The sequence below is a fragment of the Gordonia sp. (in: high G+C Gram-positive bacteria) genome, assembly GCF_047600385.1.
In the GTDB taxonomy this organism is placed as follows: domain Bacteria; phylum Actinomycetota; class Actinomycetes; order Mycobacteriales; family Mycobacteriaceae; genus Gordonia.
This window is the reverse complement of the sequence record NZ_JASGKZ010000001.1, coordinates 1,816,455-1,842,334: the sequence shown is the minus strand read 5'-3', so window position 1 is coordinate 1,842,334 and position 25,880 is coordinate 1,816,455. Positions and strand designations below refer to the sequence as shown.

At 70.5% G+C, this 25,880-nt stretch carries 24 protein-coding genes and 1 pseudogene; 10 read left to right on the top strand and 15 right to left on the bottom strand.

Annotated elements, in window-relative coordinates; all coding sequences use genetic code 11:
- Positions 1–207: 207 nt before the first annotated feature.
- The 6 genes from rplO to rpsH are packed head-to-tail and all read right to left on the bottom strand — an operon-like array spanning position 208 to position 2,888.
- Complete coding sequence (rplO, locus tag QM809_RS08105) at positions 208–651, bottom strand: 50S ribosomal protein L15 (RefSeq protein WP_415045278.1); 444 nt, start codon at positions 649–651, stop codon at positions 208–210.
- A complete protein-coding gene (gene rpmD, locus QM809_RS08100) occupies positions 651–833 on the bottom strand; it encodes a 50S ribosomal protein L30 (RefSeq protein ID WP_415045277.1) in 183 nt (60 codons plus the stop codon). Before rpmD ends, rplO begins: the two co-directional genes overlap by 1 nt.
- A gap of 2 nt (positions 834–835) precedes the next feature.
- On the bottom strand, positions 836–1,495 hold the full coding sequence (gene rpsE / locus QM809_RS08095; protein WP_105943199.1) for a 30S ribosomal protein S5: 660 nt from the start codon (positions 1,493–1,495) through the stop codon (positions 836–838).
- Positions 1,496–1,541: 46 nt separating this feature from the next.
- The gene (rplR, locus tag QM809_RS08090) at positions 1,542–1,937 is read right to left on the bottom strand and encodes a 50S ribosomal protein L18 (RefSeq protein ID WP_415045276.1); all 396 of its coding nucleotides are present in this window, start codon (positions 1,935–1,937) and stop codon (positions 1,542–1,544) included.
- A 3-nt stretch (positions 1,938–1,940) separates the two neighbouring features.
- Positions 1,941–2,477, bottom strand: a complete 537-nt coding sequence (gene rplF, locus QM809_RS08085) for a 50S ribosomal protein L6 (RefSeq protein WP_415045275.1) — start codon at positions 2,475–2,477, stop codon at positions 1,941–1,943.
- A 12-nt stretch (positions 2,478–2,489) separates the two neighbouring features.
- Positions 2,490–2,888, bottom strand: coding sequence for a 30S ribosomal protein S8 (gene rpsH / locus QM809_RS08080; protein ID WP_415045274.1), 399 nt, complete (start codon positions 2,886–2,888; stop codon positions 2,490–2,492).
- Between the two features lie 566 nt (positions 2,889–3,454).
- Here rpsH and QM809_RS08075 point away from each other — a divergent pair.
- The 4 genes from QM809_RS08075 to QM809_RS08060 all read left to right on the top strand — a co-directional run bounded on the left by QM809_RS08075 (position 3,455) and on the right by QM809_RS08060 (position 10,687).
- Entirely contained in the window at positions 3,455–6,301 is a 2,847-nt protein-coding gene (locus QM809_RS08075; RefSeq protein WP_415045273.1) for a glycosyltransferase family 2 protein, read from the top strand.
- On the top strand, positions 6,298–8,265 hold the full coding sequence (locus QM809_RS08070; RefSeq protein WP_415045272.1) for a galactose oxidase-like domain-containing protein: 1,968 nt from the start codon (positions 6,298–6,300) through the stop codon (positions 8,263–8,265). Before QM809_RS08075 ends, QM809_RS08070 begins: the two co-directional genes overlap by 4 nt.
- A 5-nt stretch (positions 8,266–8,270) precedes the next feature.
- Positions 8,271–9,302 carry a glycoside hydrolase family 6 protein gene (locus tag QM809_RS08065; RefSeq protein ID WP_415045271.1) on the top strand — a complete coding sequence of 344 codons (1,032 nt, stop codon included), beginning with the start codon at positions 8,271–8,273 and terminating at the stop codon, positions 9,300–9,302.
- Positions 9,303–9,406: 104 nt separating this feature from the next.
- Positions 9,407–10,687: a glycoside hydrolase family 6 protein gene (locus QM809_RS08060; RefSeq protein WP_415045270.1), complete on the top strand. Its 1,281-nt coding sequence runs from the start codon at positions 9,407–9,409 to the stop codon at positions 10,685–10,687.
- A 90-nt stretch (positions 10,688–10,777) separates the two neighbouring features.
- Here QM809_RS08060 and ppsA read toward each other — a convergent pair.
- Positions 10,778–13,109, bottom strand: a pseudogene (ppsA, locus tag QM809_RS08055) (phosphoenolpyruvate synthase).
- Positions 13,110–13,303: 194 nt separating this feature from the next.
- On the opposite strand from ppsA, the gene QM809_RS08050 reads away from it, so the two are divergent.
- Together QM809_RS08050 and QM809_RS08045 are read left to right on the top strand one after the other, a co-directional pair.
- The gene (locus QM809_RS08050) at positions 13,304–13,927 is read left to right on the top strand and encodes a hypothetical protein (RefSeq protein ID WP_415045269.1); all 624 of its coding nucleotides are present in this window, start codon (positions 13,304–13,306) and stop codon (positions 13,925–13,927) included.
- A 102-nt stretch (positions 13,928–14,029) separates the two neighbouring features.
- The gene (locus QM809_RS08045) at positions 14,030–14,266 is read left to right on the top strand and encodes a hypothetical protein (RefSeq protein WP_415045268.1); all 237 of its coding nucleotides are present in this window, start codon (positions 14,030–14,032) and stop codon (positions 14,264–14,266) included.
- A 53-nt stretch (positions 14,267–14,319) separates the two neighbouring features.
- On the opposite strand, the gene QM809_RS08040 is transcribed toward QM809_RS08045, so the two are convergent.
- The 8 genes from QM809_RS08040 to QM809_RS08005 all read right to left on the bottom strand — a co-directional run bounded on the left by QM809_RS08040 (position 14,320) and on the right by QM809_RS08005 (position 20,594).
- A complete protein-coding gene (locus QM809_RS08040; protein WP_415045267.1) occupies positions 14,320–14,550 on the bottom strand; it encodes a type IV toxin-antitoxin system AbiEi family antitoxin domain-containing protein in 231 nt (76 codons plus the stop codon).
- Between the two features lie 55 nt (positions 14,551–14,605).
- The gene (locus QM809_RS08035) at positions 14,606–15,316 is read right to left on the bottom strand and encodes an urease accessory protein UreD (protein ID WP_415045266.1); all 711 of its coding nucleotides are present in this window, start codon (positions 15,314–15,316) and stop codon (positions 14,606–14,608) included.
- A gap of 27 nt (positions 15,317–15,343) precedes the next feature.
- Positions 15,344–16,117, bottom strand: a complete 774-nt coding sequence (gene ureG / locus QM809_RS08030; RefSeq protein ID WP_415045265.1) for an urease accessory protein UreG — start codon at positions 16,115–16,117, stop codon at positions 15,344–15,346.
- Positions 16,110–16,796: an urease accessory protein UreF gene (locus QM809_RS08025; protein WP_415045264.1), complete on the bottom strand. Its 687-nt coding sequence runs from the start codon at positions 16,794–16,796 to the stop codon at positions 16,110–16,112. The genes ureG and QM809_RS08025 overlap by 8 nt, the downstream gene beginning before the upstream one ends.
- Positions 16,797–16,809: 13 nt before the next feature.
- Entirely contained in the window at positions 16,810–18,528 is a 1,719-nt protein-coding gene (locus QM809_RS08020) for an urease subunit alpha (protein ID WP_415045263.1), read from the bottom strand.
- A complete protein-coding gene (locus QM809_RS08015; protein ID WP_415045262.1) occupies positions 18,528–18,947 on the bottom strand; it encodes an urease subunit beta in 420 nt (139 codons plus the stop codon). The genes QM809_RS08020 and QM809_RS08015 overlap by 1 nt, the downstream gene beginning before the upstream one ends.
- A gap of 9 nt (positions 18,948–18,956) precedes the next feature.
- Entirely contained in the window at positions 18,957–19,259 is a 303-nt protein-coding gene (locus tag QM809_RS08010; RefSeq protein WP_415045261.1) for an urease subunit gamma, read from the bottom strand.
- Positions 19,260–19,427: 168 nt separating this feature from the next.
- Positions 19,428–20,594, bottom strand: a complete 1,167-nt coding sequence (locus QM809_RS08005; RefSeq protein ID WP_415045260.1) for a GGDEF domain-containing protein — start codon at positions 20,592–20,594, stop codon at positions 19,428–19,430.
- A gap of 160 nt (positions 20,595–20,754) precedes the next feature.
- Between QM809_RS08005 and QM809_RS08000 the strand changes: the two genes are divergently transcribed.
- The 4 genes from QM809_RS08000 to QM809_RS07985 all read left to right on the top strand — a co-directional run bounded on the left by QM809_RS08000 (position 20,755) and on the right by QM809_RS07985 (position 25,780).
- Positions 20,755–21,051, top strand: a complete 297-nt coding sequence (locus QM809_RS08000) for a hypothetical protein (protein ID WP_415045259.1) — start codon at positions 20,755–20,757, stop codon at positions 21,049–21,051.
- Positions 21,052–21,213: 162 nt separating this feature from the next.
- A complete protein-coding gene (locus QM809_RS07995; protein ID WP_415045258.1) occupies positions 21,214–22,728 on the top strand; it encodes a nucleobase:cation symporter-2 family protein in 1,515 nt (504 codons plus the stop codon).
- 188 nt (positions 22,729–22,916) lie between these two features.
- Complete coding sequence (locus QM809_RS07990; RefSeq protein WP_415045257.1) at positions 22,917–24,479, top strand: PucR family transcriptional regulator; 1,563 nt, start codon at positions 22,917–22,919, stop codon at positions 24,477–24,479.
- Positions 24,480–24,496: 17 nt separating this feature from the next.
- Positions 24,497–25,780: a DUF6986 family protein gene (locus tag QM809_RS07985; RefSeq protein ID WP_415045256.1), complete on the top strand. Its 1,284-nt coding sequence runs from the start codon at positions 24,497–24,499 to the stop codon at positions 25,778–25,780.
- Positions 25,781–25,880: the final 100 nt, after the last annotated feature.

Here is a 25,880-nt window from a genome sequence, read left to right as displayed (position 1 = left end):
CTGTCTACTCGATACAAAGTGCAGGTGATGCCTCGCGGCGCGGGGCACCGTCGGGCGGACGGACGTCGAGTCCGGGCCCACAGAACAAAAACTCTAACAGCCCGTCGAACACCACCGGTCAGGCGCGTCCCGCGCGGACCCGTTTTGCGGGTTCTGCGCAGGACACGCCTGACCGGGTGTCATCGACGGTGTGCCAAGGAGCGGGTCTTACTGCTCGGTGGCGGTGCCACCGGCGGCGGCGATCTTCTCCTTGGCGGAGCCGGTGAACTTGTCGGCGGTGATGTCCACCTTGACGGTCAGTTCACCGTTGCCCAGGACCTTCACCAGCCGGTTCTTGCGCACGGCGCCTGCGGCGACGAGCTCGGCGACACCGATGGTGCCGCCCTCCGGGAACAGGCGGGCGAGGTCGCCCACGTTGACGACCTGGTACTCGACCCGGTTGCGGTTCTTGAAGCCCTTGAGCTTCGGAAGCCGCATGTGGATCGGCATCTGGCCGCCCTCGAAGCCGGCGGGCACGTTCTTGCGTGCCTTGGTGCCCTTGGTGCCGCGACCGGCGGTCTTACCCTTGGAGCCCTCACCGCGACCCACACGGGTCTTCTCGGTCTTCGCGCCCGGTGCGGGGCGAAGGTGGTGCAGCTTGATAGCGCTCATTACTTGACCTCTTCGACAGTCACGAGGTGCCGCACGACGTTGATCAGGCCGCGGTTGATCGGCGTGTCCTCACGGGTGACGGTCTTGCGGATGCCCTTGAGGCCAAGGGTACGCAGGCTGTCACGCTGATTCTTCTTGGTACCGATGGTGCCCTTGATCTGGGTGATCTTCAGCTGTGCCATGGTTACTTCCCTTCGGTCGCAGCGGCAGCGGCGGCGGCGCGGGCGCGCAGCATGCCTGCCGGAGCGACTTCTTCCACGGAGAGACCGCGTCGGGCAGCGACCTCTTCGGGCTGCTGCAGCGACTTGAGGGCCTCGACGGTCGCGTGAACGACGTTGATGGCGTTGTCCGAGCCCAGGCTCTTGGCCAGGACGTCGGTCACACCGGCGCACTCGAGCACGGCGCGGACGGCGCCGCCGGCGATCACACCGGTACCCGGGCTGGCCGGGCGCAGCATGACGACGCCCGCCGCGGCCTCACCCTGAACCGGGTGGGTCACGGTGCCGCCGATCATCGGGACGCGGAAGAAGCTCTTGCGAGCCTCCTCGACGCCCTTCTGGATCGCCGCGGGGACTTCCTTGGCCTTGCCGTAGCCGACACCGACCATGCCCTGGCCGTCGCCGACCACCACGAGGGCGGTGAAGCTGAAGCGGCGGCCGCCCTTGACGACCTTCGAGACGCGGTTGATGGTGACGACGCGCTCGAGGTGGTTGCGCTCCTCGCGCTCACCCCGGCCGCCGCGGCTGTCGCGACGGTCGCCGCGGCCGCGACGCTCGCCGCGATTGTCGTTGCTGTTGTTGGCGCCGGCGGGTCCGTTTCCGCCGTCACGCTGACGTCCGGGCATCAGAGGTCCCCTCCGGTCTTGGTCATGATCATGTTGAACTCACTCATCAGAACGCCAGGCCTCCCTCGCGGGCGGCGTCGGCCAGAGCGGCGATACGGCCGTGGTAGGCCTTGCCGCCGCGGTCGAACACCACGGTCTCGATGCCTGCGGCCTTGGCGCGCTGGGCGACGAGCTCGCCGACCTTGGCGGCCTGCGCGCTCTTGTCGCCGCCCGCGGCGCGGACGTCGGCCTCGATCGAGCTGGCTGCGGCGAGCGTGTGGCCGGTCAGGTCGTCGATCACCTGAACGTGGATGTGGCGGCTGCTGCGCTTGACCGCCATGCGCGGACGCTCGGCGGTGCCGGCGACCTTCTTGCGGAGGCGGAAGTGACGACGGTTGGTCGCGGTGCGACGACGGGTCGACACGTCCTTGCCGATGGGCTTGCGAACGGTTGCTTCACTCATGTCTTACTTACCCGTCTTTCCGACCTTGCGGCGGATCTGCTCACCCTCGTAGCGAATGCCCTTGCCCTTGTAGGGGTCCGGACGACGCAGGCGACGGATGTTCGCCGAGATCTGGCCGACTTGCTGCTTGTCGATACCCGAGACCGAGAACTTGGTCGGGGACTCCACCGCGAAGGTGATGCCCTCCGGCGCCTCGATCGGCACGGGGTGGCTGTAGCCGAGGGCGAACTCGAGGTCCTTGCCCTTGGCCTGGACGCGGTAACCGACGCCGAAGATCTCCATCTTGGTGGTGTAACCCTTGGTCACACCCTCGACGAGGTTGGCCACCAGCGAGCGGTTCAGGCCGTGCAGAGCGCGGTTGCGGCGCTCGTCGTTCGGCCGGGAGACCACGATGGTGTTCTCTTCCACGGCGACGGCGATGGGCTCGGTGACGGTGAGCGCGAGCTCACCCTTCGGGCCCTTCACCTTGACGTTCTGGCCGTCGACGGTCACCTCGACACCAGCGGGGATCTCGACGGGGTTCTTACCGATACGCGACATGTTTTCGCTCCCCTACCAGACGTAGGCGAGGACTTCGCCGCCCACGCCCTGGTTGGCTGCCTGGCGGTCGGTGAGCAGGCCGGAGGACGTGGAGATGATCGCCACGCCGAGGCCGCCGAGAACCTTGGGCAGGTTGGTGGACTTTGCGTACACCCGCAGGCCCGGCTTCGAGACGCGACGCAGACCAGCGATGCTGCGCTCCCGGCTCGGGCCGTACTTCAGGGTGACTTTGAGGGTCTTGCCGACCTCGGCGTCCTCGACGCTGAAATCGGTGATGTAGCCCTCACGCTTGAGGATCTCGGCGATGTTCACCTTGATCTTCGACGAGGGAAGCTTCACCTCGTCGTGGTACGCCGAATTGGCGTTACGCAGACGCGTCAGAAAGTCTGCGATCGGGTCAGTCATGGTCATGGTTGACCGTCAACCTTTCTCGTAGCGGTTCCCATACAGCGAGAAGCGCCCTATCTCTCGGGGTGCTTGCCGGTGGGCCTTCCACGAAGTGGATAGTTGTGCAAGGTTCATCCCGGGCGATCGCTCACCCGGCGGACCCTGTCCGGTTCCGTTGGCTTTTCGCCGGGACCGGAAAAGGTATGAAGTTGTGGCTCCCGGGGGCACAGTTCACCCGGGCAACCGCTCTAGTGTAGGAAATCCGAGGCCCGGACGCCAAATCGTCCGGGCGGGCCCTCCGCACGCCTCGGCGCCGCGTCCCCCGTTCGGATGAACCTTCCGAGACGTCTGCGCATTGAAGGCCCCTCGACTCCGAGCCGCGCCGGAGCGACCGGGAACGACGCATCGTTCCCGCATAAAACGCTGATCAGCAGCCCGGCACACCGTCCCGGACTGCGCCTGCGAGGCCGATCCGCGGGCCGCAGACACAGTGCGAGATCTACTACAGATTGTCGTCTGACTACGGAAATCCACTGGATACAGGCTAGGTTGGGCGCTGCAGGACCGAAGGCAGAAAAGGAGGGGCACCGGTGACTCAGACCAGTGACATCCAGCCCGGGACGATGATGCACGATGTGATCGACGCCTACTCGGACTCCGAGTTGATCGCGGCCGCGGACCCCTGCGACAGAACGCCGGCCGCCGAAGTCGGCGTGCCCGTCGGCGGCCGCGTGATCATCGAGAGTCACGTGATCATCGAGGACGTGGACGGCGGATACGACGCCGTCGAGACCACCGTGGAGACCGAGATCCCCCAGCCGCGACTCCACGTCGTCGACGCAGCGACGTCGGCGACCGTGACGACACCGGAAACCGCAGTGGAACCGGAGACCGAGACCGCACCGGAGATCGAGACCGCACCGGAGGCGGCCGAGGGCGACACCGACGAGACCGACTCCCCCGAGGAGTCCTCCGCGAGCGACCCCGAATTCGAAGAGCCCGAGTCCGCAGAGCCCGAGTCCGGAGAGCCGGAGCCGAGCGACCCCGAGTCCGAGTCCGACGCCCCCGAGTCCGGTGAGACCGAGCCGGGTGAGACCGAGTCCGACGCCGACCCGGCAACGGAAGCGACGGCAACGGAAGACGTTGCCGTGGAAGAGGACTCCGCAGCAGCCGACTCCGAGTCGGAGGCCCCTGCGGAGACCGACTCCGCAGAAGAGGACTCTGTGGAAAACGACTCCGAGGCAGCGGACTCCGCGGCGGATTCGGCCCCCGAGACCGCACCGGCCGAGTCCACGCAACCCGAGTCCGCACCGCTCGAGACCGAACCCGAGACCGAGCCGATCGCGATCGTGTCGGTCGACACCGAGACCGAACCGCTCGCGATCGTCTCGATCGACACCGAACCGATCCGGACCGCACCGGCCGGGACCGCCGCGCCGGCAACCGCCTCGACCGGAACCACGGCGCCCGAAACCACGTCGTCTGGAACCACGGTCGACGAGACCGAAGACCGGGAGTCCCGTCCGGCGGAGATCCTCCCGTTCGCCATGCCGAGCACCGCGGTCGTCGACGAGCACACCGCGCAGTTGATCGTCGAGAAGTCTCAGGTCGCCGGGTCCGTCGTCGACGATCCCGAACCCCGCGTCCGGTTCCGCCGGATGTCCGGGTTCTTCGGCACCGCGTGGATCTGGCTGCTGAGCCTGCTCACCCTGACCCTCTCGGTGTCCTACGCCGTCTGGTTGATCCGCTCCGGCCCCCCGATCGACGACCGCGTCCTGCGGGCGGCGAGCCTGGCCGCCTCGATGGTCATCATCGCGACGCTGACCATCGAGGTCCTGCGGCTGCTGCTGATCACGATGCTGACGATCTCCTCGGCGCAGGTGCGCGCACCGGTCCCGGTGAAACCGCACCGGAATCTCAAAGCGGCGCTGTTCATCACCTTCGTCCCGTCCTCCGAGTCGTTGAGCATGCTCGAGGAGACGCTCACCGCGGCCCGCGCTCTCGAAGCGCCCCGCGGCACCGAGGCCTCCGACGTCGACGAGCCCCCGCTGGTCGACGTCTTCGTGCTCGATGAGGGCGATCCGGACAATCCCGACCTCGTCCAGAACCTGGTCGATCGTCTGAACGCCTCGGGGCCCGGCAACCGCGTCCGGCGGATCAGCCGTCTGGGCATCGACCGGTTCAACGAGGGGCCCAAGTTCGCCGCGAAGACCAAGCACGGCAACGTCAACGCCGCCTACACTGCGATCAGTGAGAACCCCGACCTGCCCCGTTACGACCTGATCCTCGGCCTGGACCCGGATCACGTTCCCATGCCCGAGTTCACCACCCGCGTGTTCGGTTACTTCAACGACCCGGACGTCGCCTTCGTCGCCGCCCCGCAGGCCTATGCGAACTCGACCGTCGACGTGGTGCCCAAGCTCGCCGAGTCCCAGCAGTTCGTCTTCCATTCGCTGATCCAGACGGCGGCGAACTCCTTCGGCGGCGCGATGCTGGTGGGGACCAACTACGCCATCCGCACGTCGGTCTTCGAGCAGATCGGCGGCGCCCAGGCCTCGATCACCGAAGACCTGGCCACCGGACTCGAGGTGCTCGACAAACGCAATCCGGAGACCGGCGCCCGCTGGCGGGCGGTGTACACGCCTGACGTGCTCGCCCACGGGGAGGGCCCGAACACCTGGGGCGCCTACTTCAAGCAGCAGAACCGCTGGGCCACCGGCGCCATCCGGCACGTGATCGCCGGACCGTTCTTCCTGCACATGCTCCGGAGCTGGCACAGTCCGCGCCGAGTCATGCACTATCTGCTGCTGATGTCGTTCTACCCGGTCATGGCCCTCACCTGGGTGTTCGGCGCGATGAACTCGGTCCTGTTCGCGCTCTTCGGCGAGAGCGGCACCCGGGTCGACCCCCAGCACTGGGTGCTGTTCTACACCTGGACGACGGTTCTGCAGATCACCGTGTTCATCGCGGCCCGCCGATACAACGTCAGTCCCTACGAGTCCGCCAACTCGTGGGGCGTCTACGGCATGTTCATGAGCGTCTCGTCCGCCCCGATCTATGTCGTGGCCCTGTTCAAGTCCCTGACCACGTCGAATCCCACGTTCGACGTGACGCCGAAGGGCGGCAGCAGCGTCGACGGCGACTCGCTGTTCACCTTCCGCTGGAACCTGCTCTGGGCCGCCCTCTACGTCTGGGTCATCGGGCAGATCTCCTTCACCGGTCACGCCGCCGTCGCCACTCTGGTCTGGCCGGTGCTGGCCCTCCTCCTCTCCGTGGCGCCCGTCCTGATCTGGTACTCGAGCGTCCTCCGGCACCGCAGAGCCGCCCGGGAGACCCCCGCCGAGTCCGATCCCGAGACGCCCGGCGACCCGACGACCACCGCCTCTCAGACCCCCGCCTCACAGCCCACGCCGACCACGGAGACCGCGCAGCCATGACGAAGACCCGAGAGTTCATCGCCCGGTGGTGGCGGATCCCGGTGATTCTGATCGCACTCGGCGTGGTCGGCGCGATCACCGCACCGCCCGCGGTGATGCTGGTCAACAACTTCAAGCACGAACGCGAGATCAGTTCACCCGACTACCAGGCCAAGTACGGCCGCTGGCAGGTCATCGAACTGAACGGCGGCGACCGCATCAACGCGATCCACGCCACGATGCTGCCCACCGGCAAGGTGCTGCTGATCGCGGGTTCGGGCAACAACGTCGAGATGTTCGAGGCGGGCACCTACAAGACCATCGTGTACGACCCGTCCACCGGCGTCGTCAAGCACGTCGAGACCCCGACCGACATGTTCTGCGCCGGACACGCGCACCTGTCCAACGGCAACATCCTCGTGGCCGGCGGCAACCAGGGCTACGAGAAACTCGGCGCCAAGATGACCAATGCCGGCGGCCCCATGACCGTGGTGAACGAGGACCCCACGCGCACCTACACCATCCCCAAGGGCACGGTCTTCACCTCCAACCGGAACGGCAACAAGTACCTGTCCGACGCCGAGATCAAGCTTCCGCCGGCCACCCAGGACGAGATGACCGGCGCCACCGTGCCCACCGAACGCCGTGTCTACGTGTCGTCCGACGTCGAGGGCGCCGCGGGCGTCCTGACGACGAACCATCCGTTCACCGTCGGCCTGCCCGGCGGCCCCACGTCGGTCGTGCACGCCTGGGCGCCCCGGCTGACCATGGAGAAGAAGGAGTACCAGGGACTCCCGGACGCCTACGAGTTCAATCCGATCACCGAGCAGTACGAGCGGGTCGCCAGCATGCACTACGGCCGGTGGTACCCGACCCTGACGACTCTGCCCAGCGGCAAGGTGATGGCGATCTCCGGACTCGACGGCGCGGGCGCCATCCTCGACGGCGAGATCGAGACCTACGATCCGGCGACGCGCAAGTGGACCGAGCGCCCCGAGTTCAAACGGTATTTCCCGACGTACCCGGCGATCTTCAGCACCACCCGGGACGACCGCCTCTTCTTCGCCGGGCCGAGCACCGGCTGGGGCCCCGCCACCAAGGCCCGGGAACCGGGATTCTGGAACCTCTCGCGCAACACCTTCACCCCGGTCCCGGGGATCCGCGATCCGCACCTGCTGGAGACCGGTTCGGCCGCCTGGCTCGGTCCGGTGAACGACCAGCGGCTGGTCGTGGTCGGCGGCGGCGGCGTCGGCGACTCGCTCGAGTCCACGCGCCGGATCGACGTCGTCGATCTCAAGTCCCGCAAGCCGCACTTCACGCCGCTGACGGACCTGGAGAACCCCACCCGCTACCCGAACCTGGTGAATCTGCCCTCCGGCGACCTTCTGATCACCAACGGCGCCGAGAAGTACCGCGGCATGTTCTCCAGCGATCTGCACAAGGCGTACATCCTCGGCCAGGACGGCAAGCTCCGGAAGATCGCCGCGCCGAAGGTCGGCCGCAACTACCATTCGACGGCGATGCTGCTGCCCGACGGCCAGATCCTGACCACCGGTTCGGACCCGCTGTTCTCGGACGCGAAGAACCAGAAGCCCGGCAAGTTCGACCAGCGCTTCGAGATCTTCACCCCGCCCGAGTACTTCCAGGCCCAGCAGAAGGGCCTGCAGCGGCCGCTGCTCGAGCGCGGGCCGAAGACCCTGTCCCTCGGCTCCACCGGGGTCTTCACCCTGAAGGGTCGGGACGCTCCGGCTAAGATCACCTCGGTCCGGATGATGGTCCCGGCCTCGGTCACCCACATCACCGACACCAACCAGCGTTCCGTCGACGTGAAGTTCACCCAGTCCGGGAACGAGGTGACCGTCACCATGCCGACCGATCCCGCGCTGATGCCGCTCGGCAACTACATGGTCTTCCTCAACGACGACCAGGGTCAGCACAGTGTCGCCCACTGGCTGAGAGTCACGAAATCCGTGGAGGAGCAGTAACCGACATGCGCCGTTCACCCGTCGTCGCCGCGGCCCTGGCAGCCGCGCTCGCCGTCACCCTGTCCGCCTGCGGAGGCGCTGCCGACGAACCGGTGGCCAGCGCCCCGAATCAGCCGCCTGCGGGCCGTATCGCCCCCGCCGAGGCCCGCTATTCGCTGGCCGCGACGCCGCAGTACTTCGAGGATCTGAGCAAGGCCGCCGACGAGATGAAGGCGTTCTTCGGCAACTACCTGCCCGAGGGCGCCTTCGAGTCGTACGAGCAGATCCGCAGACAGCCGGTGGCCGAGTGGATCGGCGGCGACGTCGGACCCGAGCGGATCAGCAAGGCGATCTCCGCCTCCAAGGACACGATTCCGGCGTTCGTGCTCTATCACATCCCCGATCGAGACCTCGATCAGTACTCCGCGGGCGGCGCCGCATACGGAGCCGACTACCGGAAGTGGATCCAGTCGGTCAGCCATGCGATCGGCGAGCACAGCACCGTCGTCGTGGTCGAACCCGACGCCCTCCCGCACATGTTGGAGATGGACGACGCCGCCGCCGACGAGCGCGCCGACCTGCTGGCCGACACCCTCCGCACGTTCGCGAAGAACAACCCGCACACCGCGGTCTACCTGGACGCGGGCAACAGCGCGTGGCTCTCGCCCCGGGAGACGGCCCAGCTGCTGAGGCGAGTCGCGGCCAAGGACGCCGTGGTCCCCGGCATCTCGCTGAACGTCTCGAACTTCCAGTCCGAGGAGGACACCCGGGCGTACTCCGAGCAGATCTCGAAGGCCTACGGCAAACCGCTGTACACGATCATCGACGAATCCCGGAACGGGGCGCCCGCGCCCAACCGGCAGTGGTGCAACCCGGCGTGGGCGCGGACCCGGACGTCGATCGACGATCGCTTCGACCCGCAGAACCGCTTCGAGCAGCTGTACATCAAGCGTCCCGGCGAATCCGACGGCGTGTGCGGCGTCAGCACCTCGCCCGCCGGCACCTTCGACACCATGCTGTTCTGGCGCCTGCTGGGCACGGAACAGCTGGTCAAGTGAGACCGGAACGTCCCTCGAACGAGATCGCCCGGTGGCGCGACACGCCCGGTCCCGGTAAATTCCAAGACGTGACCGTTGTGACTAGTGTGAATAGGTTGTCCAAAGTGGCGAAGAACGGGCTCGTTGCGGGGGCCCTGGCCACCACCGCGCTGCTCGGCGTCGACGCCGCGGCCGGACCCGCACTGGCCGATCCGCGCCCCCGCCTGACCTCCCCCCTCACCGGCGGAGGCAACGGGAGCCTGGGCAACGGCAGCCTGGGCGAGCGAGGCCCCGGCCGAGTGGCCGAGGACGGCAACAACAGCCTCGGCGCCCCGCCGACCACCCCCGGCACCCCCGTTCCGGTGCCGACCGACTACCTCGTCGGCGCCCGCGCGAGTTTCTACGAGAACCTCGCGCGCCTGGCCGGTGTGGTCTCCGGCGACCTGAAGACCAAGATCGAGGATCTGCAGAAGACCCCGGTCGCCGAGTGGATCGGCGGCGACGGCATCCCGCGGCTCCGCGAGCTGATGTCTCAGGGCGCGTCGCAGAAGAAGGTCCCCGTCGTCGTGCTCTACCACATCCCCAACCGCGACCTGGGGAATCACTCCGGCGGCGGCGCCGCGAACGCCGCGGCGTACCGGACGTGGATCGACCAGGTCTCGAACACCGTCGGCACCGGGAAGGCCGTCGTCATCGTCGAACCCGATGCGCTGGCGCACATGGTGGCCCCCGAGCCCGGGCGCGAACCGTCGTCCGCGCAGGTCACCGAGCGCGCCCAGCTGCTCGCCGACGTGCTGAAGAAGTTCAAGAGCAGCAATCCCAACGCGTCGGTGTACCTCGACGCCGGGACCGCGGGCTGGCCGACCGTGGCCCAGACCGTCGACGGACTCAACCGGGTGAAGCAGGCCGGCGCCGACATCAGTGCGATCAGCCTCAACGTGTCGAACTTCAAGACCGACGACGAGACGCAGCAGCACGGCACCGCCGTCGGCACCGCGTTCGGCAAGCCCCTCTCCCTGATGATCGACAACTCCCGCAACGGCGCCCCGGTGACCGCGGCCGGATCGGAGTCCTGGTGCAACCCCCGCGGGCAGCGCCTCGGCACCCCGGCGAGCAAGACGTTCACCGCGGCGGCCCCGGTGAACAAGCTCTACATCAAGACCCCCGGCGAGTCCGACGGCGACTGCGGCGCCTTCCCGAACATCGGTGCGGGCACGTTCGCCGACGAGATCCTGTTCATGCAGTTAGGCGACGTCCGGCACCAGTTGGACGCCACGGCGCGGCCGGCGGCGTCCCGCCCCGCCGCGCGCACCTCCCGCCCGGCCTCTCGCACCTCCCGCCCCGCCGCCGCCCGCACCTCCCGGCCCGCCGCGAGCACCTCTCGTGCGGCGGTGCACGACCGCTGATCGACCGGATCGCCCCGGCACCGGCCCGCGGCGTCTCCCCCGCGGGCCGAGCCGATCCGGGCACGACGCCCCGCCGCGCCGCCCCCGAGTTCAGCGCCGGGCGGCGGCCAGGATGATCGCGCGCTCGGCCACCGCCACGTGATGACGCGTGCGGGCCGCCGCATTGGGGGTCACCGACACCGACGTGATCCCGCGCCGGACCAGATGTTCGGCGAGGTCCGGATGGATCGAGACCGCCTGCCCGCACAGCGACGTGGTCATCCCGGCCGCGGTCGCGCGGTCGATGATCGTGTCGATCGCGTCGAGGACGGCGGGATCGGTCGCGCTGAACAGGTCTTCGCACGTCTCGGAGTCCCGATCGACGCCCAGCACCAGCTGGGTGAGGTCGTTGCTGCCGATCGAGACCCCGTCGATCCCCAGGGCCGCGTACTCCGCCAGCCAGTAGACCACCGACGGCACCTCGGCCATGATCCACCGTTTGAGACCCGTGTCCCGGCCGAGCGGATGTGCGTCGAGCAGCGCCAGACACTCCTCCAGTTCCCATTTGGTCCGCACGAACGGGATCATCAGGTGCACGTTCGGGTGCCGGCGGCGCACACGCGCGATCACGTCGAGGTCGAGCCGGAAGAGCTCCGGTTCGCGGACGTACCGGTAGCACCCGCGGTAGCCGATCATCGGATTGTCCTCGTCGGGTTCGGCCTCCCCGCCGTCGAGCGCCGCGAACTCGTTGGAGCGCAGATCGATCGCCCGGTACACCACCGGTCGGTCCCCGAAGGCCGCGGCGATGGTCGCCACGCCCGCGGCCATCTTCTCGATGTACTCGTCACGACGTCCCTGCGCGAGCAGCTTCGCCGGGTGCAGTCCGTCGAGCGCCTCGGTGATCATGAACTCCGCGCGCAGCAGTCCCACGCCGTCGACGTCCCCGGCGGCCACCTCCGCGGCGGAGTCGGGCGTCGCGAGGTTCACGTAGACCCGCGTCGCGGTGATCTCTTCGAGCCGGCGCGGCGACCGCTCCCGCCGACGGGGGCTCCGGGGCCGCCACGACGGCCGGGGCTCCGGCCGAGACGGTCCCGGTGGTGCCGTCGACCGTCACCTGGGCGCCCTCGGTGAGCGTCTCGGTGGCGCCGCGCGCCCCCACCACCACGGGTTTCCCGAGTTCGCGGCCGACGATCGCCGCGTGACAGGTGATGCCGCCGCCGTCGGTGACGATCGCCGACGCACGCCGCAGCACCGGCAGCCAGTCCGGTCGGGTCATCGGGGCGACGAGGACGTCGCCGTCGTTCAATCCGGCCGCCTCGGACACCTCCCGCATGATCCGCACCCGGCCGGATGCGATGCCCGGGCTCGCTCCCAGTCCGGTCACCAGGGCCGCACCGCCGGCCTCGCCACCGGTCGCCCCGCCCGCGGCGGAGACCGGCGCGGGGGCGTCGAGCGTGGTGATCGGACGGGACTGCACGATGAACGCCTCCAGCGGACCCGAACCCGACCGGGGCCGGGCGAACGAGAACTCCATGTCCTGGGGAGCGCCGTAGTGCCGCTCCGCGTCGACGGCGATCTGCGCGAGGGCCAGCACCTGGTCGTCGGACAGCACACGGCCGCCGCGGTCCTCGGCGGCGATCCGTTCGGGCACCTCGTCGGCGCTGCGCCCGGCGACGAACTGGAAGTCCTGGGCGCCCAGGTGCACGTCGACGATCCGGCGCGGCTCCTTGGTGACGGTGTACGTGTCCGGCTCCACCTGGCCGCCGACCACCACCTCGCCGAGGCCGCGGGCGCCCTCGATGAGGATCTGGTTGGTGTCGCCGGTCCGCGGGTCGACGGTGAACATGACGCCCGCCGTCTCCGAGTCGGCCATCGACTGCACCACCACGGCCACCGACGGCTCCTCGGTCACGTCCTGCACGCGCCGGTAAGTCATCGCGCGGGCGGACCACAGCGACTGCCAACACCGGTTGATCGCGGCGATCAACTGCTCCGGGCCCGCGACGTCGGTGAAACTGTCGTGGATCCCCGCGAACGAGGTGTCCGCGGCGTCCTCGGCGGGGGCCGACGAGCGCACGGCCACGCGCGAGGCCTCGCCGAGCTCCCGGTATCGCGCGATGATCTCCGCGGCGATCTCGGCGGGCATCTCCACCTGCGAGACCTCGGCCCGCAGGGTGTCGGCGAGCGCGAGCAGATCGCTCTCGACGATGCCCTCCGGCGGCAGCGCGTGCTCGGCGAGTTCGGTGCGCAGACCCGCGGCGTCCACGGCCGCGAGATACGCCTCCTTGGTGACGACGAACCCGCCCGGCACCGGGAACCCGCCCCGGATCAGCTCCCCGAGGTTCGCCCCCTTGCCGCCGACGGACGGCGCATCCGCCAGCCCCAGTTCGTCGAGTCCCCGTACGTACTGCTGTGCCACTGCCGTTCCTCTCCCGTCGACCACCGTCGAAGTCGATCGTACGAACCCCGGACGCCCCGGTAACGAGGCCAAAGTCCCGCGCCGCACCGCTGTCCGGCCCGTCCTCGCCCGCTGTCCGGCCTGTCCTCTTCCGTGTCGTCGTGCGGCCGTCTACCGTTCATTCAGCACAGTGAACAGTGAGCGGACGTCCGGTCCGCCCCGGCCCGTGGGAGAGACCGATGCGACGCGCTCACCGCCTCCTCCTCGGCGCCGTCTCCGGTGCCGCGGTCCTCTCCGCCACCGCGTGCGGGGCGGAGATCACCGGGTCTCCGGCGACCACCGCGGCCCCGGTGACCGTCACCGAGGTGGTCACCGCTCCGGCCGAGGCCGCCGACCCCGAGACGGCCGTCCCCGAAGCGACGACCCCGACGCCCGCCGCCCCGGCGGCCCCCACCCGGGCCGCCGCCGATGCGAACGCCTTCCGGCAGGACGGCGGCTACTACTTCCACTCGGCGTCGGACAAGTTCCACTGCGGGATCCTCGCCTCCGCCGGGATCGCCGGCTGCCACGGCCGGATCCCGGCCGACGCGCCGGCGCAGCCGCTGCCCGGAGGTTCCGGGCAGCGCGCCAAACCGAACGCCGTGCTCGTCGACGGTTCCGGCGCGGGCCGGTTCGTCTTCCAGGGCGATGCCCCGTTCTATCCGAACTCGCGGCCGCCGACGAGCCGGGTCCTCCCTTACGGGACACCGCTCACCGCGGCGGGGTTCACCTGTCTCGTCGCCGAGACCACCGGGGTGACCTGCCGCAACGACTCGACCGGGAGCGGGTTCACCGTCTCCGATTCCGCGTATCGGGTCTTCTGAGCCGACCGTCCCGCCGCCGCACGACCTCGACACCGGCGACAGCCCCGCCGCCCGCCCCGATCCCGACGACCTCCGACCCCGAACCCGACAGAAGGAGCCGCCATGGCCAAGCAGAAGTGGAACGACCTCTCCGGTGGACAGAAGGGCGCGATCATCGCCGCCGCCGCGGTCGACGCCGGATTGCGCGTCTGGGCCGGCCGCGATCTCGCGACCCGGCCGAAAGACGAGGTGAACGGACCGAAGTGGCTCTGGGGCACCGGGCTCTCGCTGGTGAACTCGATGGGCCTGCTGCCCGGCCTGTACCTGGTCTTCGGTCGCAGACGCACCGCCCTGGACTGACGTCCGCCGCCGGGGCGGGCGGGCCGCGACCTCGTCGTGCCCGCGCGTCCCGGCTACCCGGTCCCGCGCGGCAGGCGGCGGGAGTCGAGGCCCGGTCGGTACCACCACCGGGAGCGGTCGCGCACCGCGGCGGCCGCGACCGGATCGTGCGCCCCGGTGCGCAGATACCAACCGCGGCGCAGCCGGATCAGCGCGCCGCGCTCGACGTACCCGCGCAGTTCGGCCCGGGTCACCCCGAGCCGGGCCAGGTCGTGTGTGCTGAACACCCCGTTCTCGATCCCCATGACACTTGAGACGCGGCGGAGACCGATCCGGTTCCGCGACACGCCGATCGAGGCCTCAGGATCCGGCGCGCACCTCGTCGACCCAGCGCGCCCAGATCTCGGGTATCGGGCTCGGGTGCGTCTCCCGTCCGAGGTAGCGGGCCAGGGCGCCGGGACCGTCGAGCCGCATCGCGCCCGCCGTGTCGGACGGCCGTCGACCGGCCATCAGCACGGTGTCCACCACCCGGTGATCGTCGCAGACACCGGGGACCGGGCGGTCGCCGCGGACGTCGAAGTCCTCCACCAGCAGCGGTGTCCCCGCGCAGGTGACGTCGCTGACCAGGCGGGCCCGCCCGCCGGTCTCGCCGGTGCGGCCGAGCACCGTGGTCTCCCGGATCAGGGCGCACGCGCCGTCCGCCAGACTCAGTCGGGACGACCGGGTCAGGTTCGCGCCCCCGGACACCACGGTCTCCAGGCCCATCCAGATCAGCGTGGCCCCCGGCTCCAGCACCGCCTCCACCGACCAGGACGACGGCGCGCCGTCGGCGTCGTACGCCACCATCCCGCCGACCTCGGTGAGTTCCAGCGTGCAGCCGGCGCCCACCGAGATGCGCACCCGGAGTCGATCGCCGCCGAGCAGCATCGCCCCGCCCGCGACCAGCGCCACCTGCGCCGATCGCTCGGTCCGCGTGACCAGGCGCGGGATCAGGACCGTCCCCGACCCGGAGGTCGCGGTGACCCGGGCGACGGGACTGCGGGCCTCGACGCCGATCACCGTGGCCGTCATCGGCCCGCCCCGTTCGCGGGACGGCGGTCAGTGCCGGTGGTCGTGCGCATCGGCACCGGAGTGGGAGTGCACGTAGCCGCCGTCGGGGTGCTCCTCGTCGGCGTGGAAGTGCGGCGCCATCGGCCCCGGATCGACCGGGGTGTGCTCGCCGCCGCGGTACGCCGCGATCATCGCCAGCACCCACTCCCGCAGTCGGCGCACCGAGTCCTCGTCGTGCTTGGACAGGCCGAGCACCGGGCCGCCCTCGCGGGCCGCGGTCGCATTGGCGAGCATCGTCGGCACGTCGACGCCCACGTACGGGGCGAGGTCGGTCTTGTTCACCACCAGCAGGTCGGCCCGGGCGATCCCCGGCCCGCCCTTGCGCGCCACGTCGCCGCCGCCGGCCACGTCGAGCACGAAGATCTGCGCGTCGACGAGGGCGGGCGAGAACGTCGCCGTCAGGTTGTCGCCGCCGGACTCGATCAGCACCAGGTCGAGGGGCGCGAAGTCGCGTTCCAGGTCCTCCGCGGCCAGCAGGTTCTCGGTCACGTCGTCGCGGATCGCCGTGTGCGGGCACGCGCCGGTCTCCACCGCGCGGATCCGTTCCGGGTCGAGCACGCCCGCCGACTTGAGGAAGCGCGCGTCCTCGTCGGTGTAGATGTCGTTGGTGATCACGCCGATCCGCAGATCCTCGTTCAGCGACCGGCAGACCGTCGCGATCAACGACGACTTCCCGGTCCCCACCGGACCGGCCACGCCGAGGCGGAAGGCGCGCAGATCGCGGGCGTGCGGATCGGCGGGGGAAGAGACGGTGTCAGGCACGGAACAACCTCTGATTCATCACGGCGTGGGCCTGCGCCCACTCCTCGGTCTGCGGGGCACCCGACGCGGGGATCGCGCCGGGGTCGGTGAGGGCGGCCAGCTCGGCCACCGAGGGCTCCGCCGCCGCACAGGCGTCCAGGACCCAGCCGCTCACCTCGGCGGGGTCGCGCGGTTCCAGTTTCAGCAGCGCCGCCGCGGCCGTCGCCGCGTCGTCGTAGATCACGAGTCGGACCAGGTCCGCGGGGCTCATCGCGGCGAGCACCGCCACCGCGCCGAGCACCACCGGCCGGCACAGCGGCCGCGTCACCGCCGTGAGCTCCTCGAGTTCGGGTGCGCCGGGCCACAGCGACCGCGCGAACCGCAGGTAGCCGCGGCCCTGCGCCACCGCCGCCTCCCGCAGTGCGGGCGACGGGGTGCGGGCGGCCCAGGCCGCGAGCACGTCGTCGAGCCCGTTGCCCGGCGACAGGCCGGACGACGACCCGCCGGCCAGTGCGCTCCGCGCGACGACGGCGGTCCCGGCCTCCGTGCGCGAGGTGGTCAGCGCGCGCCCGATCATGTACTCCCGGACCCGGTCCGGCGCCAGCCCCGCCCGCAGCGCGGGCTCGACCCCCGCCGAGTAGGCGTGTCCGCCCGTCGGCAGCCGCGCATCGGCGAGCAGCATCGCCGCGTAGGCGCTCACTCCGCCCCCGGCATCAGAACATCGTGTACAACTGCGCCAGCGGCAGTCGTTCCGCGGGCGCCGGGGTCACCGGTTCCCCGTCGATCGAGATCGCGAAGGTGTCGGGCCGGATCTCGATCGACGGCAGGGCGTCGTTGACCTTCATGTCCTTCTTGCCCACCGCGCGCGTCGGCTTGAGCGGCGCCAGTCGTCGACGCAGCTCCAGGCGTTCGGCGAGGCCGTCGTCGAGCGCGGCCGGGGAGACGAACGTGACCGACAGGTCGGCGCCGATCGCATCGCCGAACGCCGGACGCTGCAGCACCGGCTGCGGGGTGGGGATGGACGCGTTCGGGTCGCCGAGACCGGCCCACGCGATGACTCCGCCCTTGATCACCAGCGCGGGACGCACGCCGAAGAGCTTGGGATCCCACAGGGTCAGGTCGGCGAGTTTGCCCTCCTCCACCGAGCCGATCTCGTCGTCGAGCCCGTGCGCGACGGCGGGGTTGATCGTGTACTTGGCGACGTAGCGGCGGGCCCGCAGGTTGTCGGCGGGCGCCGGGGCATCGAGCCCGGAGGAGTCCAGCGCCCCGCGCCGGGCCTTCATCACGTGCGCCACCTGCCAGGTCCGGGCGATCACCTCGCCGATGCGGCCCATCGCCTGGGCGTCGGAGGAGGTGATGGAGAGGGCGCCGAGGTCGTGCAGGACGTCTTCGGCGGCGATCGTCGTCGCCCGGATGCGGGATTCGGCGAAGGCCAGGTCCTCGGGCACCGCGGGGTTGAGGTGGTGGCAGACCATCAGCATGTCGAGATGCTCGGCGACGGTGTTGACGGTGTGCGGCAGCGTCGGGTTGGTGGAGCCGGGCAGCACGTGCGGGAGCGAGGCGATCGACAGGATGTCCGGGGCGTGGCCGCCGCCGGCGCCCTCGACGTGGAAGGCGTGGATGGAGCGGCCCCGCATCGCGGCGATCGTGGAGTCGACGTACCCGGCCTCGTTGAGCGAGTCCGAGTGCAGCGCCACCTGCAGGCCCCAGTCGTCGGCGGCGGTCAGCGCGGCGTCGATCGCGGCCGGGGTGGATCCCCAATCCTCGTGCACCTTGTAGCCGCCGGCGCCGGCGAGCGCCTGTTCGGCGAGGCCCTCCGCGGACACCGTGTTGCCCTTGCCCAGCAGCACCACGTTGACCGGGACGGCGTCGAGCGCCCGGTGGATCTGCCGCAGATGCCAGGCGCCCGGCGTCACCGTGGTGGCCTTGGACCCCTCCGAGGGGCCGGTGCCGCCGCCGATCACCGTGGTGATGCCGGTGGCCAGCGCCTCGTGCAGCTGCGACGGCGAGAGCAGGTGGACGTGCGAGTCGATCGCCCCCGCGGTGAGGATCCGGCCCTCGCCGGCGATGACGTCGGTCGACGGTCCGATCACCAGGTCCGGGTGCACGCCGTCGGCGACGTCCGGGTTGCCGCTGCGGCCCAGCGCGACGATCCGGCCGTCGCGGAGGCCGACGTCGGCGCGCACGATGCCCCACCAGTCCAGCACGACGACGTTGGTGATCACCGTGTCCGGCGCCCCCTCGGCACGGGTGCGGACGGACTGGTTCATCGATTCGCGGATCGACTTGCCGCCGCCGAACACCGACTCCTCGCCGCCGAACGTCCGGTCCTGCTCGATCTCGATCCACAGGTCGGTGTCGCCGAGACGGATCTGGTCGCCGACGGTCGGACCGTACAGCGCGGCGTACCGCTCACGATCGATGTGCACCATTACAGTCGTCCTCCGTCGGTCTTGCCGAGCGCGATGCCGGGGACCCGCCGGGCTCCGCGCAGCGCCACCGCGGCGACGGTGCGCGAGGCGCCCGGTTCGAAACGTTGCGAGGTGCCCGCGGGGATGTCGAGGCGGAAACCATGGGCGGCGGCGCGGTCGGCGGCCTCGTCTCCCTCGGCGCCGGGAACGGCGTGAGCGGGCCGGATGTGCTCGGCGCCGGGAACGGCGTGAGCGGGCCGGATCTGCAGAGCGGTGTTGGCGTCCGGCAGGTGCAGGTGCGAGCCGATCTGGACCGGTCGGTCGCCGGTGTTGACGATGACGAACTCGCGTCGTTCGTCGGCGGACCGGTCGGCGTTCAGTTCCACGGTCCCGGGACGGATGCGCATCGCTCCCGGTCCGGACGTGCTGGTCGAGCCCATGTCGTCCTCCTAGTCGATCGGCCGGTGCAGGGTCACGAGCTTGCGGCCGTCGGGGAAGGTGGCCTCCACCTGCACCTCGGTCACCATCTCCGGGACGCCTTCCATCACGTCGGCGCGGGTGAGCACCGAGGTGCCCGACGCCATCAGCTCGGTCACCGGGACTCCTTCGCGGGCCCGCTCGATCACCCACGTCGAGAGCAGCGCGACCGATTCCGGGTGGTTCAGCAGCACCCCGCGCTCGTGCCGGTCCCGCGCCACCATCCCCGCCACCGCCAGCAGCAGCTTCTCAGTGTCTCCCGGAGTCATGTGCATGGGTCGTATGGTGCCATCCGACCGCTGCGCTTCGGAGCGGACTCGGCACAGGTAAACGCCGTCTCCTGTGGTCATACCGGCGCGGCGCCGACGGTAGTTCACGCAAACGTCACATCGTGGCAACACGGCGGGCCCGAGGCCTCCGCGGACGCGGCACGACGCCGGCCGTCAGTCCACCCGGTCACCGGCGTCCGAGGCGATCACGCTCCGGTTCCGACCGGTGGACTTCGCCTCGTAGAGGGCCGCGTCGGCGGTCTTCAACGCCTCGTTCAGCGTGCCGGACCGGTTCGACGCCACGGCGACGCCGATGCTCACCGTCGAACGCACCGTGTCGCCGTCGCCGGTCGTCGTCGCCGTGGCGCCGAAGGCCAGCCGGACCCGCTCGGCGAGTCGGTGTCCGTCGTCGACGGTCGCCTCGCCGAGCAGCAGACAGAACTCGTCGCCGCCGTACCGTCCGACGACCCCGGCCGCCCCGAGAGTCCGCTGCGCGACGGCGGCGAACCGCCCGAGCACGGCATCGCCGACGGCGTGCCCGTGTCTGTCGTTCACGGTCTTGAAGTCGTCGATGTCGGTCAGGACGACGACCACCGGACGCCCGCCGCGGCCGAGTTCGCGGTAGCTCCGCTGCAGCCCGAGCCGGTTCAGGACTCCCGTCGGGCCGTCGATCATGGTCATCGCCGTGAGCCTGGCGTCGATCCGCTCACGCGACATCATCATGAACGCCACCCCGTTGGTCAGGGAGAGGACGATCACCGCAACGGCGCTGAAGAACTGGGAGACGTGGTCGCCGACCGGATCGCCGCTGCCCGGCAGCAGGGCCGCACTGACCACCCGGAACACCATCACGACCACCCAGCCGACCAGCACGCCGATGAACCACGTCCGCCATCTCAGGTGTTCGACGCGCTCGGCGGCGGCGCAGCTCACCGCTCCCGCGGCGACCAGCCCGCCGATGAACGTCGCGGCCACGGCCCCGCGGAGGTCGGCGCCGCCGCCGAGCGCGTCGATCAGGAGGTAGACGACGAACTGCATCCCCGCAGGCAGGGGAATCCACGCCGTGCGCACGGACTGCCCGTTGAACAGGCGGCAGCCGACCATGAGAAGCGTCATCGCCAAGGTCACCAGGACGTTGCCGACCGCGATCGACCACACGTTCGGGATCAAGCCGCGCAGCCCGACGAGCATCGCCCCGCTCGCGCCCGCCACCTTGCCCAGCCCCCAGTAGAGCATCGCCCGTTCGCTGCGATTGAGCAGGAACTGCAGACAGAGCAGCACACCCACCGTCACCAGCACGGCGGCGAGGCAGAGCCAGACGATCCTCGTGTCGAACGTCACCCTCGCCTCTCCGCGCCTCGTGCGTCCCGATCCGTCGACGCTGCGAAGGCCCCGCCTCCGGACACCGCTGCGTTCGAATCCTGCCACGACCCGATCCGCACGTCACCTGTGGCGACCCGATCCACGCGCCCGGCATCGGACCTTCTGCCAGACTGGACGCATGACAGGCGGCACGAACGAACCGATCGACGTGGAGTTCACGGTCGACGACGGCGGGTGGACTCCTCCGCCCGCGCCCTCCCCGGCGGAGGCGACCGGGTACACCGAGGACGGCCGCCCCACGCTGGATCACGTCCGCGACAAGATCGAGAAGCGCACCGCGACCGCGCTGGGGTCGGAGGAACTCGCCGGTCTGATCCCCGAAGCGGTCGCAGCCCGGGACGCGTTCGACGAGCGCCAGGAGGCCGCGAAGTCCCGGCTCGAGGAGATCCGCCGGTCGATGCGGAACGATTCGTAGACCCGTCGACGGCAACGCGGACGCATCCCCGAGACGACCGGGAGACCACCGGCGGGTGTCCGGCGGGTTCGTACGATCTGCCAATCGGCTGCGGTGACGGCACCCGATTCTTTGGATCCGCTCCGATGGCCCGGGCGCCCGCCCGGTCCCACTCTGGGGCCTATGAACGCCGAGAACCCCACCACAGCAGCAGACACGCCGCCCGACGTCCCCGTCGGCCGGCGCCCGGAGGACGAGCGACTCCCCTTCCTCACCAACCTCAGTTACGGGGTCCAGCACATCCTCGCGATGTTCGGCGGCGTGATCGCCGTGCCGCTGATCATCGGCGGCGCGGCCGGCCTCACCCCGGAGCAGAAGGCCGTCCTGGTGGCGGGCTGCCTGTTCCTGTCCGGCATCGCCACGATGGTCCAGACCATCGGTTTCCCCGGAGTCGGTTCGCAGCTCCCGCTGGTCCAGGGCGTCTCGTTCGCCACGGTGGCCACCATGTTGGCGATCATCGGCGACGACGGCACGGACGGTCTGCGGTCCGCGTTCGGCGCGATCATGGTGGCCGGCCTGGTCGGGCTGGCGGCGATCCCGCTCTTCGCCAAGATCGTGCAGCTGTTCCCGGCCGTCGTCACCGGTTCGGTCATCACCGTGATCGGCCTGTCGCTGATGCCGGTGGCGGCACGCTGGATCACCGGCAACGAGATGATCACCGTCGACGGCGAGCAGGTCCACAATCCGGAATTCGGCGACGTCGCGAACATCGGCATCGCGATGGCCACCCTGCTGCTCATCCTGGTCTTCTCCAAGATCGCCAAGCTCACCCGCGTCGCGATCCTCCTCGGTCTGGTCGGCGGCACGATCATCGCGGCGATCGCCGGCAAGATCAACACCTCGGGGCTGTCCGGCGCCGACGTCGTCGGCATCCCCGAGCCCTTCGCCTTCGGCATGCCCACCTTCCAGGCCGCCGCGATCATCTCGATGATCATCGCGATCCTGGTGATCATGGTGGAGACCACCGCCGATATCCTGGCCGTCGGCGAGGTGGTGGAGACCAAGGTCGACACCAAGCGCGTCTCCAAGGGTCTGCGCGCCGACATGGGCGCCTCGGCGATCGCCCCGGTGTTCAACGCCTTCCCCGCGACCGCGTTCGCCCAGAACGTCGGTCTGGTGGCGCTGACCGGGATCAAGAGCCGCTTCGCGGTGGCCGCCGGCGGCGGCGTGCTGATCGTGCTCGGGCTCTCCCCCGCCGCGGCCGCGGTGGTCGGCATGATCCCGACCCCGGTCCTCGGCGGCGCGGGCATCGCGCTCTTCGGCACCGTCGCGGCGAGCGGTATCCGCACGCTGACCAAGGTCGACTACTCCGGCACCACCAACATGCTGGTGGTCGCGGTCTCGATCGCGATGGGCATGGTCCCGGTGGTCTCGCCGCACTTCTGGTCGGGTCTGCCGTCGTGGGCCGGAACCATTCTGGAGTCGGGCATCAGCTCGGCCGCCATCACCGCGGTGCTGCTGAACCTCCTGTTCAACGTGTGGCGTCCGGTGGAGCCGTCGGGCATGGCGATGGCCGCCGCCCGCGCCCGCAACGTGAGCGACGTCGAGATGCGCGTGCTGGCCGAGGGCGGCTCGTTCGAGGCCGGTCAGACCGTCAAGGTGAAGAGTCCGGCGGTCGACTCGAGCGCCGGTCACTGACCTCGCTCCCGCTCTCGTGTGCCGCCCGGTGGTCCACCGCGAACCGCCGGGCGGCACATCCGCGTCCGTAGTCCCGTGCTCGGCCGCACCGCGATGAATCGATCGCGAACGCGCGTGTTGCAACGGCTTAACAACCCGGCAACACGCGCTTCCTAGTGTCCTCGACAGAACATCTTGGAGGTTTCGCCATGCAGTTGCGGCGTTTGCTCGACAACCGCGACCTGCGGCTCGAACTGATCGTCGACCCCGGTGGCGCCCGCGAGCTGTCGACCGAACGGGTCTTCGTGACCGATCAGCCGCTCCCGCAGCGCTACCTGAGCGGCGGAGAACTGCTCCTGACCGGACTGCTGTTCCACGACGGCGACCCGGCCACCTCCGAGCGCTTCCTCGATTCGGCGCAGGCGGGCGGAGCGCTCGCCGTCGGCGCGGGCGTCGACCACTTCGGCGGAATCGTCCCCGACCACTTCGTCGCCGCCTGCCGCACCAGGCACATGCCGCTGTTCTCGGTGCCTGCGGACGTCTCGTTCGCCGACATCATCGGCGAGTTCATCTCCCGCAGCGCCGATCGCGCCGACCGCATGCGCGCCGCCCTGGATCAGTCGCGTCGGCTCCTCTCCTCCCTCGCGGCCGGCCGCGAACTCGACGACCTGGCGTCGATCGTCGTCGGACACACCGGGGTCAACTGCAAGATCCTCACCGCCACCGGACGCCCCGTCTGCGCGGTGGGCCGCGGCCTCTCCGATCAGGAGGTCGACGAGGTGCTCGACGCCGCCCGCGGCACCCGGCACTTCCCGCTGGCGGCGGCCGACCGCACGGTGCTCCCCGTCGGCCGGGTCCGCGACGCGACCCGGGCCTGGTATCTCGTCGTCGACACCCCGCCCGGCGCGCTGTCGGTGGATGCGATGGACGCCTTCGCCGAGTTCGCCTCGGTCGCCGCGCTGGTCCACGCCCGGGAGGCCGAGACGACGGTCCTGCGCGACCGGCACGACGATCTCGTCGTCGCCGAGGTCCTGGAGGCCGGGAACCCGTCGACGGAGCTGCGCAGTCACGCGACCGCCGGATCCGAGTCCGCCGGTCGCCCCGGAGAGTCGGCGGCGACCGGCTGCCGGGGTGCGGGCGTGGTGGTCGTCGTGCGGTGCGGCGACCCCGAACGCGTACGACCGCTCACCCGTGACGCCCTCGCCGTCGCCGCCGGCGACGCGACCGTCGCGATCTGGCAGGACGACGTGGTGGCGTACGTCCCGACGCGCGCCGCCAAGAACGTCGTCAAGACCCTCGCGGCGCAGATCAGGCGGGTCGTGGACCTGCTCGACGGGCCGCCGTCGATCGGCTACTGCGAGATCGCCGGCGGGGCGAGTTTCGACGGCGCCGTCCGCGGCGCCCGCCAGGCCGCCCGCTTCGACGACGGCACCGGAACGGATCGGCGCGGCACCCTGTCGGTGGTCTCGGCGGCCTCGCTGGGCACCGCGGCGTCGTTGTTCTCGCATCTGCCGGACGAGGTGCGCCTGGACTTCGTCCACCGGGTCCTCGGGCCACTCGAGGAGCACGACCAGAACACCCGGTCCGGACTCCTCGACACCCTCACCGAGTTCCTCTCCAACGACTGCTCGTGGGTCCGCACCGCGGCCGCGATGCACATGCACCAGAACACGGTCCGCTACCGGATCGGCCGTGCCGAACAGCTCATGGGCCGCGACCTGTCGGACATGACCGACCGGGTCGACGTCCATCTCGCCCTGGAGCTCCGATGACGACCATGGAGACGACGATGCAGCGTATCGACCAGATCCTCGCGCCGGTGGATGCCGCCCTGGCCGAGCAGTACCCCGGCGACCGCACCGGCCGCCAGCCCGTCCACTCGGTCTACGTGCCCGCCGACCGCGGCGGCGCCGACACGGTGGAGCAGTGGGGCGCGCAGGCCTCCGCGCTGCTCGCCGACCACGGCGACGCGCTGACCGGGGTGGACCCCGACGTCGTCGCACGACGTCTGGCGGCCGCCCCGATCCAGGATCTGCGCTTCGACTTCGAGGACGGTTACGGCGGCGCCGACGACGCCGCGCAGGACGCCGACGCCCGCCGGATCGGCGCCGTGCTCGCCGCCTTCGGCCCCTCCCGTCCCGAGTCGAGCGCTCCTCCTCGATGGTCGAGATCTCCGCTCCGCTCGCTCCAGGTCTCCGCCGAGACCACCACCCCGCTCCGGGCGGCCGCCCCGACCCGCTTCGGGATCCGCGCCCGCGGCCTGGAGCCCGAGGAACGACGGCGCGGCATCCGCACCCTGGAACTGGTCCTCGATGCCGCGGGCGGGGTGTCCGACGGCTTCGTGTTCACCGTCCCGAAGATCCGGTCCGCCGACCAGGTGCCCGCGCTGCTCGTGCTGTGCGAGGCCTTCGAGCAGGCGCACGGCCTGCCCGAGGGCACGCTGGGTTTCGAATTGCAGATCGAGAGCCCGCACATCGTGCTCGGCGCGGACGGGACGGCCGGGATCGCCCGCGCGATCCGCGCCGCGCGGGGCCGGTGCAGCGCCCTGCACTTCGGCACCTACGACTACACCGCCGCGCTGGGCATCGCCCCGCGGTTCCAGTCCCTGGCCCACCCGGCCGCCGACCACGCGAAGGCGGTGATGATGCTGGCCGCCGCGCAGGCCGGGGTGTGGGTGTCCGACGGCTCCACCCAGGTGCTGCCGCAGGGCTCGCCCGACGACGTCCGGTCCGCGCTGGCCCTGCATCAGGGGCTGGTGACGCGGTCGTTGCAGGCCGGCATCTATCAGGGCTGGGACCTGCACCCCGGGCACCTGGTGAGTCGTTGGGCGGCGACGATCGCCTTCTACCGCGAGGCCATGCCGATCGCCGCGCAACGGATCGACGCCTACTGCCGCCGCGATGCGTCGGGCACGGCCGCGGACGAGCCCGCGACGGCGCAGACCCTCGCCGGACTCCTCGTCCGAGGTCTGGCCTGCGAGGCGTTCACCGAGGCGGAGTACCGGGTCCACGCTCCCGAGGCCGCCGCCGAGGTGCTCGACGCGCTCGTCCACCGCCGTCCCCTCCCCGCCTGAAGCCCCCGGCCGGCCTCCGCAGCGCCGTCCGAACACCCGCCGGCAGAACCTCGTTTCACCGGCAGCACGTCCACCCCCGCCGGCTGAACCCCGTTTCACC

Excerpts from the sequence above, each read along its gene's own strand:
- rplO (WP_415045278.1), bottom strand. The coding sequence starts at position 651 with ATGAGCGCTATCAAGCTGCACCACCTTCGCCCCGCACCGGGCGCGAAG.
- rpmD (WP_415045277.1), bottom strand. The coding sequence starts at position 833 with ATGGCACAGCTGAAGATCACCCAGATCAAGGGCACCATCGGTACCAAG.
- rpsE (WP_105943199.1), bottom strand. The coding sequence starts at position 1,495 with ATGCCCGGACGTCAGCGTGACGGCGGAAACGGACCCGCCGGCGCCAAC.
- rplR (WP_415045276.1), bottom strand. The coding sequence starts at position 1,937 with ATGAGTGAAGCAACCGTTCGCAAGCCCATCGGCAAGGACGTGTCGACC.
- rplF (WP_415045275.1), bottom strand. The coding sequence starts at position 2,477 with ATGTCGCGTATCGGTAAGAACCCCGTCGAGATCCCCGCTGGTGTCGAG.
- rpsH (WP_415045274.1), bottom strand. The coding sequence starts at position 2,888 with ATGACCATGACTGACCCGATCGCAGACTTTCTGACGCGTCTGCGTAAC.
- QM809_RS08070 (WP_415045272.1), top strand. The coding sequence starts at position 6,298 with ATGACGAAGACCCGAGAGTTCATCGCCCGGTGGTGGCGGATCCCGGTG.
- QM809_RS08065 (WP_415045271.1), top strand. The coding sequence starts at position 8,271 with ATGCGCCGTTCACCCGTCGTCGCCGCGGCCCTGGCAGCCGCGCTCGCC.
- QM809_RS08050 (WP_415045269.1), top strand. The coding sequence starts at position 13,304 with ATGCGACGCGCTCACCGCCTCCTCCTCGGCGCCGTCTCCGGTGCCGCG.
- QM809_RS08045 (WP_415045268.1), top strand. The coding sequence starts at position 14,030 with ATGGCCAAGCAGAAGTGGAACGACCTCTCCGGTGGACAGAAGGGCGCG.
- QM809_RS08040 (WP_415045267.1), bottom strand. The coding sequence starts at position 14,550 with ATGGGGATCGAGAACGGGGTGTTCAGCACACACGACCTGGCCCGGCTC.
- QM809_RS08035 (WP_415045266.1), bottom strand. The coding sequence starts at position 15,316 with ATGACGGCCACGGTGATCGGCGTCGAGGCCCGCAGTCCCGTCGCCCGG.
- QM809_RS08020 (WP_415045263.1), bottom strand. The coding sequence starts at position 18,528 with ATGGTGCACATCGATCGTGAGCGGTACGCCGCGCTGTACGGTCCGACC.
- QM809_RS08015 (WP_415045262.1), bottom strand. The coding sequence starts at position 18,947 with ATGGGCTCGACCAGCACGTCCGGACCGGGAGCGATGCGCATCCGTCCC.
- QM809_RS08010 (WP_415045261.1), bottom strand. The coding sequence starts at position 19,259 with ATGCACATGACTCCGGGAGACACTGAGAAGCTGCTGCTGGCGGTGGCG.
- QM809_RS08000 (WP_415045259.1), top strand. The coding sequence starts at position 20,755 with ATGACAGGCGGCACGAACGAACCGATCGACGTGGAGTTCACGGTCGAC.
- QM809_RS07995 (WP_415045258.1), top strand. The coding sequence starts at position 21,214 with ATGAACGCCGAGAACCCCACCACAGCAGCAGACACGCCGCCCGACGTC.
- QM809_RS07990 (WP_415045257.1), top strand. The coding sequence starts at position 22,917 with ATGCAGTTGCGGCGTTTGCTCGACAACCGCGACCTGCGGCTCGAACTG.
- QM809_RS07985 (WP_415045256.1), top strand. The coding sequence starts at position 24,497 with ATGCAGCGTATCGACCAGATCCTCGCGCCGGTGGATGCCGCCCTGGCC.